The organism is Janthinobacterium rivuli (genome assembly GCF_009208735.1).
GTDB lineage: Bacteria > Pseudomonadota > Gammaproteobacteria > Burkholderiales > Burkholderiaceae_D > Janthinobacterium.
Genome location: NZ_WFLJ01000019.1, coordinates 20,470 through 38,860, shown reverse-complemented (window position 1 = coordinate 38,860; position 18,391 = coordinate 20,470). Strand labels below are relative to the sequence as shown.

The following is an 18,391-nucleotide window of genomic DNA, read 5'->3' as shown; positions in this document are numbered from 1 at the left end:
CGTGCATGTCGCGGCGATGCATGAACAGACACAGTCGCAATAAATACAGCACGGCGGCTCCGGGCGAAAGGCGGATGGAATTGAAACAATATGCTGAAAAATTAAGAAGCGCACGCGAATTAATATTCGAAGTATATATTGATATACATCATCCGAATATAAGCGGTGGTCTTGCGGTATTTTTAATTAAAAATAACTCTGTATTGCGGGATATTTAAATTTTAAAAATCGCGCACGTTTGTTTATGCGCCGTGAAAGTTGCGTTCTGAAGCGGATACTAATGTAGTGTAAAAAGTGAGCTTTTGAAAGTATAAGTTCACTATGTTGCACTTCTACAACGATTAATTTTTCCTTAGCGCATGTCCTGCCGCACGCTCCGCCGCCGTCTCAAGCCGCCATGTGGCGTGCCAGCCGCGGGCAAAAGTAGCTGGTCAGATTGTGCCAAGTTGGTGCGCAATGGTTGCCGTAGCCGGAGGATTGAGGGACTCAGGCAGACTTTTTTTCTGTCTGTGTTGTAGCCGTGCGCCTTCGCCGTCCAGTCAGGCACCGCACCAATAACTGCAGAGTAGAGCATCAGCAAAATGTGTCCGCACCAATCTGGTGCGCGCATGGTTGTTGAGAGGTGTAGCAATTTTTCTTATGAAGCGAAATTAAAACGCTCGGGTGGAAAAAAGTGTTGTTTCTTTGTTGAATCCGCTTTTGAGTATTGTTGACAGTGCTGCTTTGAAAATGGTTTGATGACGTAATGTCATAGTAACCTGGCTGGCTCGCTCATAAAGCGAGAAACGGTTGGACACAAAGCCGACAGTACGGGATTCAGAAAGACATTAAACATAATTTTATGTTTACAAGAGCCTGACTAGATCAGCAGGTATAATTTCATCGGAGAACTTATGCACCAACGTACCAAGATTGCCGTAGCAGTAGCGATGGCATTGAACTCGCTTACAGCATTTGCCCAAGAGCAAGCTGAAGCCCCGCAGCGCGTGGAAATTACCGGTTCCCGCATTCGTCAAGTAGACTTGGAAACCGCGCAACCTGTTCAAAAGATTACTGCTCAGCAGATTCAGGCTACCGGTCTGATCACTGTCGGCGATATCCTGAACCAAATGACGTCAGCGGGTACACCAGCTTTCAGCAAGGGTGCCGTCCTGACCTCGAACCGCGAACAAGGCGGTCAATACATCGACATGCGCAACCTGGGCGCCAACCGCCTGCTGGTGCTGGTCAATGGCAAGCGCTGGACGCAATCGGTAGACGGCTACACCGACATGTCGACCGTACCGTCGTCCATGATCGAACGCATTGACATCTTGAAAGACGGCGCATCGTCGATCTACGGCTCCGATGCAATCGCCGGCGTGGTCAACATCATTCTGAAAAAGCGCCTTGAAGGCGCCCAGATCAGCGTCTACAAGGGTATCAACGAAAAAGGCGACGGCAAGACCGAAGACTACTCGCTGTCGTATGGCGCGAATGCTGAAAAAGCCTCGATGATGTTTGGCATTTCGCACAGCAAGACCGAGCCGGTCTGGGCCAAGACGCGCGATATCACCTCGCAAAGCTATGGTACGGGCGACTTCTTCGGTCAAGGCTTCGGTGCCGCGCCATGGGGCCGCATCACGCCAGTTACTGCTGCCGGCACCAGCAATACCGTTGCTGCAAATGGCGGTTTCAATAAGATATTGAACCATACCGGCGGCTTTGATGGTAGCGGCGTTGGCGCGGACTCGCGCAACCCGGCGAACTATCATAATTTCGCCAACTCGAACGATGACAAGTACAACTCGTCGCAGCAGATGATGTTCCAGTCGCCGACCAAGCTGACTTCGATCTTTACCAAAGGCACGATCGAACTGCCAGGCGACTTGCGTTTCACGACGACGGCCATGTACGCCGAGCGCAGCTCGACGCGCCAGATCGCTGGCTATCCGCTGAACAGCCTGTCGCAGCCTAATTATGGCGTGTATATCGACAAAGATAGCTATTTCAACCCATACGGCAACCAAGTCGCCGGTGCTGGCAAAGGTCAGGACCTGTTCTTCGCCCGCCGCACGACCGAGCAGCCGCGTATCACCGAAAACAACAACCAGACCTTGCACATCGATGCAACCCTGGAAGGTCAATTCACGCTGCGCGGCCTGCCATGGAACTGGAGCGCTGGCTATAACCACAATTCGCTCAAAGGCGAAAACCTGAGCACCGGCAACCTGAATCTGTTGAACCTGAAGAAAGCCCTGGGTCCATCGTTCATGAACGGCGCTGGTCAGGTACAGTGCGGTACGGCAGCGAGCCCGATTCCACTTTCGCAATGTACACCTTTCAACATTCTGGGCGGCCCATCCGTATCGAACCCGGAAGCCTGGAAATATGTTTCGGCTAATGGTCAAGGCACCTACGGCAGCACCGTCAACAGCATCACGGCAGATGTCTCCGGTGAACTGTTCACCTTGCCAGCTGGCGCGGTTGGCTTCGCTGGCGGTATCGAGAAACGCGACGTGCGCGGCTACGACCGTCCGGGCCAATTCGATCAGTCCGGTTATTCGACCGATCTGGCTGCAAACACGACCCAGGGTCGCTATTCGGTGAAAGAAATTTACCTGGAAGCGAACATCCCTCTGCTGAAAGGTCAAAGCTTCGCCAAGCTGCTGTCGCTGGATCTGGCTTCGCGCTACTCCGACTATGACAACTTTGGTTCGACAACCAACAGCAAAGCCAGCGTCATGTGGAAACCAGTTGACGACTTGCTGGTCCGTGGTACGTGGGCTGAAGGCTTCCGCGCACCTGCGCTGGGCGATACCTTTGGTGGCGGTGGTCAAAGCTTCGACTCCTACCTCGACCCATGCGACAGCCGTTGGGGACTGGCCGCTCGCAATCCAGCCGTTGCTCAACGTTGCGCCGCAACCGGCGTACCGGCAGGCTACCGTCAGTTGGCACAATCCGGCGCTGCAGTACCAGCCGCTGGCGCACAATCGACCGTGCCTTTCCAAACCGGCGTGGGTAACGATACGCTGACGCCAGAAACGGCAAAAACCAAGACCTTGGGTTTCGTTTACAACCCATCGTTCGTGCCAGGCCTGTCGGCTAGCCTGGACTGGTTCAAGATCAGCGTGAAAGACCAGATCTCCGGTTGGACCGCTGCTGAAGTCATCAGCAATTGCGTCGTCGAAGGCCTGCAAAAGTACTGCGGCGATGTTGTGCGTAACTCGACTGGCGCCATCACCGGCCTGTCGCGCGGCACGATCAACAAGGGTGAATTGTCGACCGAAGGTTTCGACATTGGCCTGGGCTATCGCCTGCCGCGTACGGCATACGGTAACTTCGCTATTCGTACTGAATCGACCGTCCTGCGTTCGTTCAAGCAAAAAGCTAGCGCTACTACCGACTGGCAAGAGTACGCAGGCGAGTTTACCTATGCCCGTCTGAAGTCGAACATCAGCCTGGATTGGATGATGGGTAACTGGAGCTCGACCCTGACCGCGCGTTACACCAGCGGCGTCAAGGATCTGTGCCTGGATGCCGAGCTCCAATGCTCGAATCCTGATGATCAAGGCGTCAGCTATGACGGCGGCGGCTACAACAAGCGTGGTTCGACCACCTATATCGACCTGAACGTGGCGTACAAAACGCCTTGGAAAGGTCAGATCTCGGTCGGCGCAAACAACCTGTTTGACCGCGCTCCACGTCTGATGTACGCAGCAACGAGCCAAGGCGCCGGCGTTTCCTCCGCGTCGGCTGTCGATCCTAACGTGCCTATCGACCGTTTCGTCTACGTACGCTACAACCAGTCGTTCTAATTCCACGCTCCGCAAGGAGCTTGGCATGAATGTCTGAAAAAAAACCCGCCTGGTTCGCCTGGCGGGTTTTTTTATGCATGCATGGAAAGCGATTTCTGGCAGGATACGATGGTGCGGGGCGAGTCGCCCGGTGGTCGGCGGGGAGAGACGGATGGGGCAACCGGCTTGCCGGGGCCTGCCGGCGGCTGGCTTGTCGCTACATCCCGCCCCACAAGGCACTCAGCGTGGCCAGCGCCGTCAATCCCGCCGTCTCCGTGCGCAGGATGCGCGGGCCCATGGTCAGGCCGATGGCGCCGGCGGCCAGCGCCGCTTTTTCTTCCGACTCCGAAAACCCGCCTTCCGGCCCCACCATCACGGTGAGTGCTTGCGGCGGCTGGTGGCGCGCCCAGTCGGCCAGCGACTGCTCCGCCCGTGGCGTCAGGATGATGCGTTTGTGTAAATCTTGCTGGCGGCTCCAGCTATTAAAGTCTTGCAGCGGCGCCAGCTGCGCCAGGCGGTTGCGCCCGCATTGTTCCGAGGCGGACACGATGATACCTTGCCAATGCGCGAGTTTTTTCTCGGACCGCTCGGCGGACAGGCGCACGACACAGCGCTGCGCCGACAGCGGCACGATGCCCGCCGCGCCCAGTTCGATGGCTTTTTCGATGATCCAGTCCATTTTCGACGCTTCCGGCAGCGCCTGCGCCAGGGTCACGGCGTACGGCAGTTCCGCTTCGCGCGCCACGTGCGCCTGGATTTCCGCCGTCACGCTGCGCTTGGCGACCGCCACCAGGCTCGCCTGCACTTCGCCGCCTTCGCCATTGAACAGGGTGATGAGGTCGCCCGGCGCCAGGCGCACGACCTGGATATGGTGGGCGACAGCCTCCGGCAGGGCGATGGTGGTGCCGGCAACGAGCGGCTGGGGACAGAAGAAACGCGGCATGCAAATCCTAAATTGGGCGAGATATGGGGTGGAAAGACGTCAAAGTATAGCCATTTGGCGGGCCAGTACGCCGCAATTCTAATTTGCGGCCCCCCAGTCTGGTAAAATAGTTGACTACAGAAAGCAGCCGGCTTCCCTGTCCGCGCTGTTGCACACGAATCCCAAACTCGCGACTGACCCACACCATCATGACAACTACGCTCCCGACTACCAAAATGGCCAATGCGATCCGCGCACTGGCAATGGACGCTGTACAAAAGGCCAACTCCGGCCATCCAGGCATGCCGATGGGCATGGCCGAGATCGCAGTTGCCCTGTGGAGTGGTCACTATCGCCACAATCCCGCCAATCCAAAATGGCAGAACCGCGACCGTTTCCTGTTGTCGAACGGCCACGGTTCGATGCTGCACTACGCGCTGCTGCACCTGACGGGCTACGACCTGTCGATGGATGACATCAAGGCCTTCCGCCAAATGCATTCGAAAACCCCGGGCCACCCGGAAGTCGATGTCACGCCAGGCGTGGAAACGACCACCGGCCCGCTGGGCCAGGGTATCGCCAACGCCGTCGGCATGGCCCTGTCGGAGCAACTGCTGGCCGCTGAATTCAACAAGCCTGGCCACGACATTGTCAACCACTACACCTACGCTTTCGTCGGCGATGGTTGCCTGATGGAAGGCATTTCGCACGAAGTGTGCGCGCTGGCCGGCACCCTGGGCCTGAATAAACTGATCGCCCTGTACGATGACAATGGCATTTCCATCGACGGCAAAGTCGAAGGCTGGTTCACGGACGACACCCCGGCGCGCTTCGAAGCGTACGGCTGGAACGTCATCCGCGCCGTCGACGGTCATGACGTTGCCGCCGTATCTGCCGCCATCGCCGCCGCCAAGACCGCAGCGAAGCCAACCTTGATCTGCTGCAAGACCATCATCGGCAAGGGTTCGCCGAACCTGCAAGGCGGCGACAAGGTCCACGGCGCCGCGCTGGGCGACAAGGAAATCGCCGCCGTGCGCGAATACATCGGCTGGGATGCCGCACCGTTCGAGATGCCGGCCGACGTGTACGCCGCCTGGGATGCGAAGAAACAAGGCGGCCTGCTGGAAGCGGACTGGAACGAGCGCTTTGCCGCCTACCGCCGCGAATTCCCGCAGCAAGCCGCTGAACTGAACCGCCGCATGCAGGGCGAACTGCCACAGGCATTCGAAGCGGCCCTGAGCGCCGCCATCGCTTCCTGCGTGGAAAAGAAAGAAAACATCGCCACCCGCAAGGCCAGCCAGAACGCCATCCAGGCACTGGCATCATCCCTGCCGGAATTCCTCGGCGGCTCGGCCGACCTGACCGGTTCGAACCTGACCAACTGGAAAGAGTGCGTGGCCGTGCGTTCGGGCCAGCCTGGCAACCACATCAACTACGGCGTGCGCGAATTCGGCATGAGCGCCATCATGAACGGCATCACCTTGCACGGCGGCTACATCCCGTTCGGCGCCACGTTCCTGACGTTCTCCGACTACAGCCGCAATGCGCTGCGCATGGCCGCCCTGATGAAGCTGCGTTCGATCTTCGTGTTCACCCACGATTCGATCGGCCTGGGCGAAGACGGCCCGACGCACCAATCGGTCGAGCACGTCTCGTCGATGCGTCTGATCCCGAACCTGGACAACTGGCGTCCGTGCGACACCGTCGAGTCGGCCGCTGCCTGGGGTGCCGCCGTGCGCCGCAAGGATGGCCCGTCGACCCTGATTTTCTCGCGCCAGAACCTGCCGTACCAGGAGCGTAGCGCCGAACAGATCGAGAACATCTACCGCGGCGGCTATGTGCTCAACGACGTGGCGGACGCCAAGGCCATCCTGATCGCCACCGGTTCCGAAGTGGAACTGGCCGTCGCCGCAGCCAGCGCGCTGGCTGCCGAAGGCATCAATGTACGCGTGGTGTCGATGCCGTCGACCGACGTGTACGACCGCCAGGACGCCGCCTACAAGGCCAGCGTGCTGACGAAGGGTGTGCCGCGCGTGGCCATCGAAGCGGGCGTGACCAGCTTCTGGTACAAATACGTGGGCCTGGAAGGCGCCGTGGTCGGTATCGACACGTTTGGCGAATCGGCCCCGGCTGGCGTGCTGTTCAAGCACTTCGGCTTTACGGTCGAGAACGTCGTGGCCAAGGTGAAAGCGGTTATCGCCGGCTGATATTGATTTTTAACGCCCCTGGCGATCTGTTCGCCAGAGGCGTGCATGTACCTTCTTTTTTAATCAGGAGCAGAGTATGACGATCAAAGTTGCAATCAATGGCTACGGCCGCATCGGCCGTAATGTGTTGCGCGCTTTCTACGAAGGCGGCAAGAAACAGGATATCCAGATCGTTGCCATCAACGACCTGGGCGATGCCAAATCGAACGCCCACCTGACCCGCTACGACACCGCGCACGGCAAGTTCCCGGGCACGGTCACCGTCGAAGGCGACAACATGATCGTCAATGGCGATCCGATCCGCGTATTCGCACAGCGCAACCCGGCTGAAATCCCATGGGGCGAGCTGGGCGTGGACGTCGTGCTGGAATGCACGGGCTTCTTCACCACCAAAGAGAAAGCGTCGGCGCACTTGAAGGGCGGCGCGAAAAAAGTCATCATCTCGGCACCAGGCGGCAAGGACGTCGATGCTACCGTCGTGTTCGGCGTGAACCACTCGGTACTGAAATCGACCGACACCGTCATCTCGAACGCTTCGTGCACCACCAACTGCCTGGCACCGCTGGTCAAGCCATTGAACGACGCCATCGGCATCGAAACGGGCCTGATGACCACCGTGCACGCCTACACCAACGACCAGGTGCTGTCCGACGTGATGCATGAAGACCTGCGCCGCGCCCGTTCCGCCACCATGAGCATGATCCCGACCAAGACGGGCGCCGCCGCCGCCGTGGGCCTGGTGCTGCCTGAGCTGAATGGCAAACTGGACGGCTTCGCCATCCGCGTGCCGACCATCAACGTCTCGCTGGTCGACCTGTCGTTCATCGCCAAGCGCGACACCACCGTGGAAGAAGTCAACGCGCTGATGAAGGCCGCTTCGGAAGGCGCCCTGAAAGGCATCCTGACGTACCAGACCGAACCGCTCGTCTCGATCGACTTCAACCACAACCCGGCTTCGTCGAACTTCGATTCGACCCTGACCAAAGTGTCGGGCCGCCTGGTAAAAGTATCGTCGTGGTACGACAACGAGTGGGGTTTCTCGAACCGCATGCTCGACACCACCGTCGCATTGATGTCGGCCAAGTAATTCCTGGCTAGCCACAAAAAAACGCCCTTCGGGGCGTTTTTTTTATTCATGGCTGTGCGATGAGAAACGGCGCCGGTAGAAACGCCATAGAAGGCGCAAGTCGCGCAGCACGGGCACGCCGGACAACAGGGTCAGCACGCCGGCCAGGATGATGGTGGCGGCCGGAAAGCCGATGTGCTTGAAGGCCAGGGCGCCGCTGACGCCGCCGATGAAGAAGCAGGCGATCAGCAGGCTGTGCGTTCGCAGCTTGCCGCGGTTGACCTTGACCATCCGGTCCGGCAGGTGGCGCCGGTTGTAATACGCCATCTTGCCCAGTTCGATGCCGATATCGGTGGACAGGCCCGTCACGTGCGTGGTACGGATGACGGCGCCCGAAATCTTGGTGATGATGGCGTTCTGCAAGCCCATCACAAAGCACAGCAGCAAGATGGTCACGGGGCCCAGGATGTCGGGCATGGCGGCAAGGTAATTTCCCGTCAATCCGAACAGCAGCAGCAAGGCCGCTTCCAGCAGCAGGCTGGCGGCAAACTGGCTGTGCAGCCGGCGCCGCTTGCCCCAGTTCACCATGATGGCCGTCACGGCCGCGCCGCTGACGAAGGCCAGCCACGCGCCCAGCGCGGCCAGGGCCATGGTGATATTGCCCAGTGCCAGGTCGTCCGCCATACCGGAAACGATGCCCGTCATGTGCGAGGTATAGCCGCCGATGGCGAGAAAGCCGCCCGCATTCACGGCGCCGGCCACCAGCGCCAGCACGCAGCCCAGCTGCAGGTTGGCTTGCGTATCGCGTGTCGATCCGCTCAGGCGCGACAGGTAGTGGAGTGGCATGCCCGGGCCGGCCTCAGGCTGAGGCGCCGAAGATGGCTTGCCACAGGCGCATGACATTCTCCGCATGCACGCGTACGCGCTCCGGTTCCACGCGGGCCAGGTCTTGCCCCTGCAAGCGCAGCTGATGCTGCAGCTTGCGCAGCGCGCGGTAGGCGTCGGCGACCAGGGTGGCCAACTGGGCGTCGATCAGCCCCAGCTCGCCGCACAGGCGCAGCAGGGCGATATTGCCCGAATTGGCCGTCAGCTGCGGATACTGCGCCGCATGCTGCAGCACCAGGTATTGCACCATGAATTCGATGTCGATCATGCCGCCCGGATCCTGTTTCAGATCGAAGCTGCCCGGGCGCGGCGGATGGGCATCGAGCATCTTCTTGCGCATGGCCACCACTTCACCCTTGAGCGGGCCGTTTTCCGGCCTTTCCTTGCGCAGGATCGTGTCGCGGATGCGCTCGAAATGCTTGCCGATGCTGACGTCGCCGGCGCAGAAGCGTGCGCGCGTCAGGGCCTGGTGTTCCCACACCCAGGCCGCGCTGCCCTGGTAGCGCTCGAAGGCCTGCACGCTGGAGACCAGCATGCCCGAGGCGCCGTCCGGGCGCAGGGCGATGTCGATGTCGAACAGGATGCCGGCCGAGGTGTGCGAGGTCATCCAGGTAATGAAGCGCTGCGCCAGCTTGGCGTACAGGCCTGGCGCATCCTGGTCATCGTCGTCGAACAGGAAAATGACGTCCAGGTCCGAGACATAGCCCAGTTCCTTGCCGCCCAGCTTGCCATACGCGATGACGGCGAATTTCGGCACCTCGCGGTGGCGCGTTGGCAAGGTTTGCCAGACGGCTTGCACGGTGGCGGCGACGATGATGTCGGCCAGCTGCGACAGGTAGTCGGCCAGCTTTTCCACGCTCAGGTCGCCCGCCAGGTCTTGCGCCAGGCATTGGAACAGCTGCGCATGGTGCATTTCGCGCAGGATATCCATCTGCCGCTCCGTGTCGCCGGGCGCGTCGTCGAGCTGGCGCTGCAGATCCAGCGCCAGCGCGGCCGGGTCCGGCACGCTGTTGCGGATGCGCTCGTCTAACAGTTCATCGAGCAGGATCGGGTGCTGGGTGAGGAAGGTGGCGGCCCAGCCGCTGGCGCATACCATGCGCACGACGCGCTCGAGCGTATGCGGATACTCCGTCAGCAGCGACAGATAGGCCGAGCGGCGCGCGATCGCTTCCAGGAAATCGAGCAGCCGGCCCAGAGTGGCCAGCTGGCTGGCGTTACCGTTGGACACGGAGCAATCGGTGATCAGGGGCAGGGCCGAATTGACGAGGGCCACCAAACGCGTGCGGCTCGCCTCGGGCAACGATTGCAGCCGCGGCGCCTGCCACGTGGCCAGCAGGCGGCGCGCGCAGGCGGCCGGCTCGTGGAAACCCAGCGCGGCGAAGCGCGCCTCGATGGCTTCCTGCTGGTCGGAGGCGGCGCAGTCGTTCGACGTCTGCGGGTCGATGCCCGTGTCGGCAGGGGGCGCGCCGCTGCTCTTGTCGCTGAACATCTCGTCGAACTGGCCGGCGACGAACACGCGGTGCGCTTCCAGCTGGGCCAGCAGCGTGGGCGTATCGGGCAAACCCATCATCTGCGCCACGATGAGGCGGTCGGCCTCATTCGCGGGCAGGGTATGGGTTTGCGCATCGTCAAGATACTGCAGCCGGTGTTCCAAGTTGCGCAGGAAAGTGTAGGAAGCAAGTAATTGTTCCACGATGGCCGGCTCCAGCAAGCCTTTGTCCGCCACCGTGCGCAGGGTGGCGCGCGTGGAACGCTCGCGCAGCTCGGCGTCGCGCCCGCCGCGTATCAATTGAAACACTTGCGCGAGGAATTCGATTTCGCGGATGCCGCCACGGCCCAGCTTGACGTTGTTGCTGCGGTCCGGGTGCAGCCGCTCCTGGCGGTTGACCTCGGCGCGGATCTGGCCATGCATGGTGCGGATGGCATCGATGACGCCGAAATCGAGGTAGCGGCGGAAGACGAAGGGGCGCACGATGGCGTCGAGCGAGGCAATGTCTTCCGGCTTGCCCGTCACGGCGCGCGCCTTGACCCAGGCGTAGCGTTCCCATTCGCGTCCCTGCACGATCAGGTATTGCTCCACCATGCCCAGGCTGGCGGCCAGGGGACCGGAGTTGCCGTTCGGTCGCAAGGCCATGTCCACGCGGAAAGTAAAACCGTCTTGCGTGATCTCGGCCAGGGCGGCGATCAGTTTCTTGCCCATGCGAATGAAAAACTCGTGGTTGGACAGGCTGCGCTGGCCAGGTGCGGTGACTTGCGTGTCGCCATCTTCCGGGTAGACAAAGATCAGGTCGATGTCCGACGAAACGTTGAGTTCGCCGCCGCCCTGCTTGCCCATCGCCAGCACCATCAAGGCTTGCTCCTCGCCCGATTCCTCGCCGACCGGCATGCCGTGCAGGGCTACCATCTCGGCCATGATGGCATCCACGTGCGTGCGGATGGCGAAATCGGCGAAGCCTGTCATGGCCGTGACCACTTCGTTCAAGTCCGCCTGGCCTTCCAGATCGCGTGCGATCAGGCCGCAGACGAGCAGGTTGCGCAGGCGGCGCATGGCCCGCTCGGGCGGCAGCGGCGGCGTGGCGGCGCTCGATTGCTCGGCCAGCGCGGCCGCGAAGTCGAGCTTGTCCAGCGGCGCGCGCACCAGTTGCGCTACCTGCGCGGCGCGCTCGGGGGCGGCGTCCAGCCAGCGCTGGTAGAAACGGGAGGCGGAGATCAAAGGCTGTGTGCTCATGGTGTCGGTCAGGGTCTCATGGATGCTGCGTGCAGGTTCTTGTTTAACTTGGCTGCGAACGGCGGGGGATGCGGTAAAATTGTGCCGCTGGCGCTAACGCCGCCGGCAGTGCGTGCTCTTCCGAACGATGGTAAGGGAGGCTTTGCTCAGACGCAAGCGCGAGGATGCAGGCGCGCACCACGAATGCAGACGATTTTTGCCATTATTTGACGCCGGGCCAGTTTATTAGCTTATTGATGCAAAAACCGCCAGAAGCAAGCGTGACAGAACATGTGCCATTGGCCCTGCGCTGGCAGCGGCTGCGTGCCGCCTATCGCATGGCCAACCTGGCCACCCATCATGTATTGGGTTTTACCATCAAACTGGTGCTGCTGGCGTATTTCGCCTTCGCCGTGCTGTTTTTATTCCTGCGCTACGCCATCTTGCCGAATATCGATTACTACAAAGGCGATATCGAGCGGGCGGCCAGCCGCGCGCTGGGCAACCCTGTCAGTATCGCGCGTATCTATGCCTCCTGGCATGGCGTGCGGCCGAATCTCTTCCTCGGTGACGTGACCCTGCGCGACCAGGCGGGCCGCCAGGCGCTGAGCCTGCCGAGCATCTCGGCCACCGTGTCGTGGTGGAGCGTGCTCGGTTCCGTGCGCTTCACTACCCTGGAAATCACGCGGCCCGACCTGGATGTGCGGCGCAGTACGGATGGCAAGCTGTATGTGGCCGGCGTGCTGGTCGACAGCAAGCAGGGCAGCGACGGCAAGGGCGCCGACTGGCTGCTGTCGCAGCATGACATCATCATTCGCGACGGCAAGGTGCGCTGGACGGACGAAGCGCGCGGCACACCCGAGCTGGCTTTAACCCAGGTCAACTTGCTGCTGCGCAACCGCTGGCGCAGCCACCGGCTTGGCTTGCAGGCCACGCCGCCCGCCAGCTTGGCCGCGCCCATCGATGTGCGTGCTCACTTCACGCATCCGCCCTTCAGCACGCGCATCTCGGATGTGTCGATGTGGAAAGGCGAGCTGTACGCCGACCTGAAGAACGCCGACCTGGCCGCCTGGCGCCGCTACCTCGACTATCCGTTCGAGCTGAGCCAGGGCAAGGGCGCCCTGCGCGCCTGGTTGAGCCTGGATCACGCGCGCCTGGCCGGCTTCACGGCCGACGTGAGTCTGACGGACGTGCAGGCGCAGCTGGCCGAACATATCGCCCCGCTCGACTTGCTGTCGGTCAGCGGGCGCATCTCGGCAAAAGAAGAGCTGTCGGCGCAGGTGCCGGACGGCAAGCCCACCTTTGGCGCGAACGGGCACCAGGTCGAGCTGACGAACTTCGCGGTGGAAACTCGCGATGGTCTCAGCCTGCCGCCCACGACCCTGTCCGAACGTTTTGTTGCCGCCACCAAGCGCAAGCCGGCGCGCACGGAAATCACGGCCAAGTCGCTCGATTTGCAAACCCTGGCCGCGCTGGCCGACAAGCTGCCGTTGGGCGAACAGCAGCGCCAGCGCCTTGACGCCCTGGCGCCGCGCGGGCGTTTGCAGGATTTCTCGGCGCAATGGGAAGGCGAGATGGCGACACCGGCCAGCTACCGCCTGCGCGGCAAGCTCATCGATCTGGGCCTGAATGCGCAGCCGGCGCGCCTGGCCGTGGCGAAGACGGCGAGCAGCCCCGCGCAGGCCGCCGCACCGGCCATTCCCGGCTTCGACCACCTGACTGGCAGCATCGACGCGAACGACAAGGGCGGCAGCATCGCTATCGATGCGCAGGACCTGGTGCTGCAATTGCCCACTTACTTGAGCGAACCGGCCATGCCGTTCGAACAATTCGCCATGCAGGCGCGCTGGACGTTTGAAGCGGAGAATATGTTGCAAGTCGAGCTGGACAAGCTCGACTTCAATCAGCAAGGCTTGCGCGTCGCCTTGCAAGGCACACACCGCCTGCCGCTCGACGGCAAGAACCTGGGCCAGGTCGACCTGACGGGCACGATCGACAATTTCCAGATCAACACCATCGGCCGCTATCTGCCGCTGCAAACGCCCGAGCACCTGCGCCACTGGCTGACAGGGGCACTGGAAGGCGGCATGGCGCGCGATGTCAGCCTGCGCCTGCGCGGCGAACTCGAGCATTTCCCCTTCAAGGCCGACACGCCCGCCCAGCGTAGCCGGGGCGACTTCCGCGTGGCCGGCAAGATCGAAAATGGCACCCTGAATTACGCGCCCGGCGAATTTGCCGAAAGCGGTCCGCTGGCCGGCAAGGCGCCCCTGTGGCCGCAGGCGGACAAGATCAAGGGCAGTTTCGTGTTTGAACGGGCGCGCATGGAAATTCGCGGCGACACGGCCACCACGGGCGGTGTGGCCTTGACGAATGTGAAGGCCGTGATTCCCGACCTGACCGTGTTCGACACCTTGCTCGATATTGAAGGCAACGCGGCCGGGCCGATGCAGGAATTCCTCAAGTACGTGACGGCCAGCCCCGTGCTGGGCTGGATCGAGCATTTCACGGATGAAACGACGGCGACGGGCAACGCCAAGCTGGCCCTCAAACTGCACTTGCCGATCGAGCGCATGCTCGAATCGACTGTGCAGGGCAGCTTGCAACTGGCGGGCAACGACGTGGTGCTGTTCCACGACATGCCTCCCGTGCTGGGTGCGCAGGGCAAGATCGAGTTCAATGAAAAGGGCGTCAACCTGAATGGCTTGAATGGCAGCCTGCTGGGCGGGCCGCTGGCCATCTCTGGCGGCACGCAGGCGGACAGCTCGATTCAGGTGAAAATCGCCGGCAACATGACCATCGACGGTTTGCGCAAGACCTATCCGGCGCCCGTGCTGCAGCGTCTGGCGAAACATTTGAATGGCGGCGCCCGCTACAGCGGCCTGATCACGGCGCGCGACCACCAGGTGGTGGTCAACGTCGAGTCGCCGCTGACGGGCCTGGGCCTGGATTTCCCCGCCCCCCTGAAAAAGCCGGCCGGCGACAGCCTGCCCGTGAAATTCACCTTGACGGGCAATGCGGCCAATGGCGCGGGCCTGCGCACGGACGATATCCGCATCGCGCTGGGATCCGGCATCGCCGCCCGTTACCAGCGCCAGAAGCAGGGCAAGGACGCCTGGCGTCTGGTGCGCGGCGGCATCGGCGTGAACGTGCCGGCGCCGGAACCGGACAGCGGCATGATGTTCAACGTCAACATGAAAACCCTGGACGTGGACAGCTGGATTGCCGTCGGCAGTGAAATCGCCGGCAGCGGCACGGCGACGGCCGACAGCGCCGCCACCGACGATGCGCCCGATATCGCGCAATACGTGGTGCCGGACATGATGGCGGCCCGTGCTAGCGAACTGATGCTGGGCGAGCGCAAGCTGGAAAACGTGGTCGTGGGCGCCACGCATCAAAAGGATGTATGGCAAGCCAATATCGACGCGAAACAAGTGTCCGGCTACGTGACCTGGCTGGAAACGCCTTCCGGCCTGGGCAAGATGACGGCGCGCCTGTCGTCTCTGATCATTCCGGAGTCGGCCGTCAACGATGTGAAGAGTTTACTGGAAGGCAAGAGCGGCGCCCAGTCGATTCCTTCGCTCGATATCGTCGCCGAGCAATTTGAACTGTTCAACAAGAAGATCGGCCGGTTGGAGTTGCAGGCCTATAACACCATGGCCGCGGGCGGGCGCGAATGGCGCGTGGGCAAGCTGCAACTGTCGAATCCCGATGGCGCCCTGAGCGGTAATGGCAAATGGGTCATCAAGGATGGGCAAAGCACGACCAGCCTGCGTTTCGGTCTCGATATCGTCGATGCGGGCAAGTTGCTCGACCGCTTCGGCTTTGCCGACACGGTGCGCCGCGGCAAGGGCCGCCTGAGCGGCGACATCGCCTGGAATGGCTTGCCGTATTCGCTCGACATTCCCACGCTGTCAGGGCAGATCGAGATGAACGTGGAATCGGGCCAGTTCCTCAAGCAGGATCCGGGCGCGGCCAAGCTGTTGGGCGTGCTCAGCCTGCAAGCCTTGCCCCGCTTGCTGAAACTCGATTTCCACGACGTGTTTTCCGAAGGCCTGGCCTTCGACGGCATCACGGCCAACGCCAGCATCAAGCGCGGCGTGGTGAGCACGGACAACCTCAAGATGCACGGCGTGGCGGCAACCGTGCTGATGGATGGCACGGCCGATATCGCCAATGAAACGACGAATCTGCACGTGGTGGTGATCCCGGAATTCAATCTGGGCACGGGGCCGCTCGTGTACGCACTGGCCGTCAATCCCGTCATTGGCCTGGGCAGTTTCCTGGCGCAATTGTTCCTGCGCGCCCCCGTGATGAAGGCGCTCACTTACCACATGCAGATCGCTGGCCCGTGGAAGTCGCCCGTCGTGACCAAGCTCGATGGTGGTAAATTGGAACCTGTCGCCGTGCCTGCCGCCGCAGCGGAGGCCGTGGCGAAATAGGCGAGGCGTTCGAATGGAGAAGAGGTGGCAATGATGCATACAGTGGCAGCAGTACAAATGATTTCCTCGCCGTCCGTGGAAGACAACCTGGCCACGGCGCGGCGCCTGGTGGCGCAGGCCGCCGCCAGCGGCGCGCAGCTGGTGGTGCTGCCCGAATACTGGGCCATCATGGGCAAACAGGAAACGGACAAGCTGGCCCATGCGGAACAGCCCGGCAGCGGACCGATCCAGGATGGCATGGCGCAGATGGCGCGCCAGCATGGCATCTGGCTGATCGGCGGCACCTTGCCCCTGATGTCGGGCGAGGAGGGCAAGGTCCTCAACACGACGCTGGTGTACGACCCGCAAGGCGCGCCGGCCGGTCGCTACGACAAGATCCACCTGTTCGGTTTTACGCGCGGCACCGAGTCGTACAACGAATCGCGTACCATCGTGCCAGGCGCGCAGGTGCGCTCGATCGAGACGCCGTTCGGCCGGGTCGGCCTGTCCATCTGCTATGACCTGCGCTTTCCCGAACTGTACCGCGCCATGGGCGATTGCGCGCTGATCGTCGTGCCGGCCGCGTTTACCCATACGACGGGCAGCGCCCACTGGGAAGTGCTGCTGCGCGCGCGCGCCATCGAAAACCAGTGCTATGTGCTGGCCTCGGCGCAGGGCGGCTTGCATCCGAACGGCCGCCGCACGTGGGGACACAGCATGCTGATCGACCCGTGGGGCGAAGTCAAAGCCGTGCTGCCCGAAGGCGAGGGCGTGGTCAGCGGCGAGATCGACCTGGTGTTCCTGGCCGGCGTGCGCGAGTCGCTGCCGGCCCTGGCGCACCGCACTATGTGAGGAGGACTTGACATAAGTTGCTGTCAGGTACTGAGAATGAGTTGAATATAATTAGCGAGTGCAAAGCTATGAAGCCATTTGAACCGAATCTGTCCAGCCTTGCCGTGGCGCGCGATATCCTGCTCACGCCATTCGGCCTGGATGAAGACAAGCTGCTCAAAGCCCTGGGCACGATGTTTACGCACAAGGTCGACTATGCCGACCTGTATTTCCAGTCGACCAGGAGCGAAGGCTGGAGCCTGGAAGAGGGCATCGTCAAGACGGGCAGTTTTTCCATCGACCAGGGCGTGGGCGTGCGCGCCGTGTCTGGCGACAAGACGGCCTTTGCCTATTCCGACGATATTTCCGAGCGGGCCCTGCTGGAAGCGGCGGCGGCCACGCGCACGATTGCACGCGCCGGTTCGGGCAAGATCAAGATTGCGGGGCGCACGCTGGCGCAGGGTGGGCGTTCGCTGTACCTGCCCGATGATCCGCTCGCCTCGCTGGACGCCACGGCCAAGGTGCAATTGCTCGAGCGCGTGGAAAAGATGGCACGCGCGAAAGATCCCCGAGTCGTGCAAGTGATGGCGGGCCTGGCCGGCGAGTACGACGTGGTGCTGGTGCTGCGCAGCGATGGCGTGCTGGCGGCCGACATCCGTCCACTGGTGCGCGTCTCGCTGACGGTAATCGCGGAACAGCATGGCCGCCGTGAAACGGGTTCGGCCGGTGGTGGCGGGCGTTTCAGCTATGACTATTTCAGCGATGCCGTGCTGGAACAATACGCGGCGGACGCCGTCAATTCGGCCCTGGTGAATCTGGAAGCGCGCCCTGCGCCGGCCGGCCCCATGACCATCGTGCTGGGACCGGGCTGGCCCGGCATCCTGCTGCATGAGGCGATCGGCCATGGCCTGGAAGGCGATTTCAACCGCAAGGGCTCGTCCGCGTTTTCCGGGCGTATCGGCGAGCGCGTGGCCGCCAAGGGCGTCACCGTGGTTGACGACGGCACCCTGGCAGGCCGGCGCGGTTCCCTGAATATCGATGACGAGGGCAACCCGACGCAGTGCACCACGCTGATCGAGGACGGCATCCTGAAGGGGTACATCCAGGACACCATGAACGCGCGCCTGATGAAGATGCCCGTGACGGGCAATGCGCGCCGTGAATCGTTCGCCCACCTGCCCATGCCGCGCATGACGAATACGTATATGCTGGGCGGTGACAAGGACCCGGGCGAGATCCTTGCCTCCGTCAAAAACGGCCTGTATGCCGTCAACTTCGGCGGCGGCCAGGTCGACATCACGAACGGCAAGTTCGTCTTCTCGGCCAGCGAGGCGTACATGATCGAAAACGGCAAACTCAGCTATCCGGTGAAGGGCGCCACCCTGATCGGCAATGGCCCGGACGTGCTCAACCGCGTTTCGATGATCGGCAACGACATGCGCCTGGACTCGGGCGTGGGCGTGTGCGGCAAGGAGGGGCAAAGCGTGCCCGTGGGCGTGGGGCAGCCGACCTTGCGCCTGGACGGCATTACCGTCGGCGGCACGGCTTAGGTATTTGCCCGACACGCCCGGCACGTTGA

General features: G+C 61.9%; 10 protein-coding genes. 7 read left to right on the top strand and 3 right to left on the bottom strand.

The genetic code is table 11. The features are described 5' to 3' along the window. Window positions 1-20: 20 nt before the first annotated feature. A complete protein-coding gene (locus tag GCN78_RS22925) occupies window positions 21-218 on the top strand; it encodes a hypothetical protein (protein ID WP_152253762.1) in 198 nt (65 codons plus the stop codon). Between the two features lie 675 nt (window positions 219-893). Next, entirely contained in the window at window positions 894-3,797 is a 2,904-nt protein-coding gene (locus tag GCN78_RS22920; RefSeq protein WP_152253761.1) for a TonB-dependent receptor domain-containing protein, read from the top strand. A gap of 196 nt (window positions 3,798-3,993) precedes the next feature. On the opposite strand, the gene GCN78_RS22915 is transcribed toward GCN78_RS22920, so the two are convergent. Next, window positions 3,994-4,719: a 16S rRNA (uracil(1498)-N(3))-methyltransferase gene (locus GCN78_RS22915; protein ID WP_152253760.1), complete on the bottom strand. Its 726-nt coding sequence runs from the start codon at window positions 4,717-4,719 to the stop codon at window positions 3,994-3,996. A 188-nt stretch (window positions 4,720-4,907) separates the two neighbouring features. Here GCN78_RS22915 and tkt point away from each other — a divergent pair, with 188 nt between their 5' ends. Beyond that, entirely contained in the window at window positions 4,908-6,905 is a 1,998-nt protein-coding gene (gene tkt / locus GCN78_RS22910; RefSeq protein WP_152253759.1) for a transketolase, read from the top strand. A 76-nt stretch (window positions 6,906-6,981) separates the two neighbouring features. Further along, on the top strand, window positions 6,982-7,992 hold the full coding sequence (gap, locus tag GCN78_RS22905; RefSeq protein ID WP_152253758.1) for a type I glyceraldehyde-3-phosphate dehydrogenase: 1,011 nt from the start codon (window positions 6,982-6,984) through the stop codon (window positions 7,990-7,992). Window positions 7,993-8,034: 42 nt separating this feature from the next. On the opposite strand, the gene GCN78_RS22900 is transcribed toward gap, so the two are convergent. Both GCN78_RS22900 and glnE read right to left on the bottom strand, forming a co-directional pair. After that, window positions 8,035-8,817: a YoaK family protein gene (locus GCN78_RS22900; RefSeq protein ID WP_152253757.1), complete on the bottom strand. Its 783-nt coding sequence runs from the start codon at window positions 8,815-8,817 to the stop codon at window positions 8,035-8,037. 13 nt (window positions 8,818-8,830) lie between these two features. Further along, a complete protein-coding gene (gene glnE, locus GCN78_RS22895; RefSeq protein WP_413465230.1) occupies window positions 8,831-11,584 on the bottom strand; it encodes a bifunctional [glutamate--ammonia ligase]-adenylyl-L-tyrosine phosphorylase/[glutamate--ammonia-ligase] adenylyltransferase in 2,754 nt (917 codons plus the stop codon). 236 nt (window positions 11,585-11,820) lie between these two features. On the opposite strand from glnE, the gene GCN78_RS22890 reads away from it, so the two are divergent. The 3 genes from GCN78_RS22890 (at window position 11,821) to tldD (ending at window position 18,362) form a co-directional block, all read left to right on the top strand. Next, window positions 11,821-16,002 carry a YhdP family protein gene (locus GCN78_RS22890; protein ID WP_193316835.1) on the top strand — a complete coding sequence of 1,394 codons (4,182 nt, stop codon included), beginning with the start codon at window positions 11,821-11,823 and terminating at the stop codon, window positions 16,000-16,002. Window positions 16,003-16,032: 30 nt separating this feature from the next. After that, window positions 16,033-16,833, top strand: coding sequence for a carbon-nitrogen hydrolase family protein (locus tag GCN78_RS22885; protein WP_152253755.1), 801 nt, complete (start codon window positions 16,033-16,035; stop codon window positions 16,831-16,833). Between the two features lie 68 nt (window positions 16,834-16,901). Continuing rightward, window positions 16,902-18,362, top strand: coding sequence for a metalloprotease TldD (tldD, locus tag GCN78_RS22880; protein ID WP_152253754.1), 1,461 nt, complete (start codon window positions 16,902-16,904; stop codon window positions 18,360-18,362). The last annotated feature ends 29 nt before the right edge of the window (window positions 18,363-18,391 follow it).

Excerpts from the sequence above, each read along its gene's own strand:
- GCN78_RS22900 (WP_152253757.1), bottom strand. The coding sequence starts at position 8,817 with ATGCCACTCCACTACCTGTCGCGCCTGAGCGGATCGACACGCGATACG.
- GCN78_RS22885 (WP_152253755.1), top strand. The coding sequence starts at position 16,033 with ATGATGCATACAGTGGCAGCAGTACAAATGATTTCCTCGCCGTCCGTG.
- GCN78_RS22920 (WP_152253761.1), top strand. The coding sequence starts at position 894 with ATGCACCAACGTACCAAGATTGCCGTAGCAGTAGCGATGGCATTGAAC.
- GCN78_RS22915 (WP_152253760.1), bottom strand. The coding sequence starts at position 4,719 with ATGCCGCGTTTCTTCTGTCCCCAGCCGCTCGTTGCCGGCACCACCATC.
- GCN78_RS22925 (WP_152253762.1), top strand. The coding sequence starts at position 21 with ATGAACAGACACAGTCGCAATAAATACAGCACGGCGGCTCCGGGCGAA.
- glnE (WP_413465230.1), bottom strand. The coding sequence starts at position 11,584 with ATGAGCACACAGCCTTTGATCTCCGCCTCCCGTTTCTACCAGCGCTGG.
- tldD (WP_152253754.1), top strand. The coding sequence starts at position 16,902 with ATGAAGCCATTTGAACCGAATCTGTCCAGCCTTGCCGTGGCGCGCGAT.
- gap (WP_152253758.1), top strand. The coding sequence starts at position 6,982 with ATGACGATCAAAGTTGCAATCAATGGCTACGGCCGCATCGGCCGTAAT.
- GCN78_RS22890 (WP_193316835.1), top strand. The coding sequence starts at position 11,821 with ATGCAAAAACCGCCAGAAGCAAGCGTGACAGAACATGTGCCATTGGCC.
- tkt (WP_152253759.1), top strand. The coding sequence starts at position 4,908 with ATGACAACTACGCTCCCGACTACCAAAATGGCCAATGCGATCCGCGCA.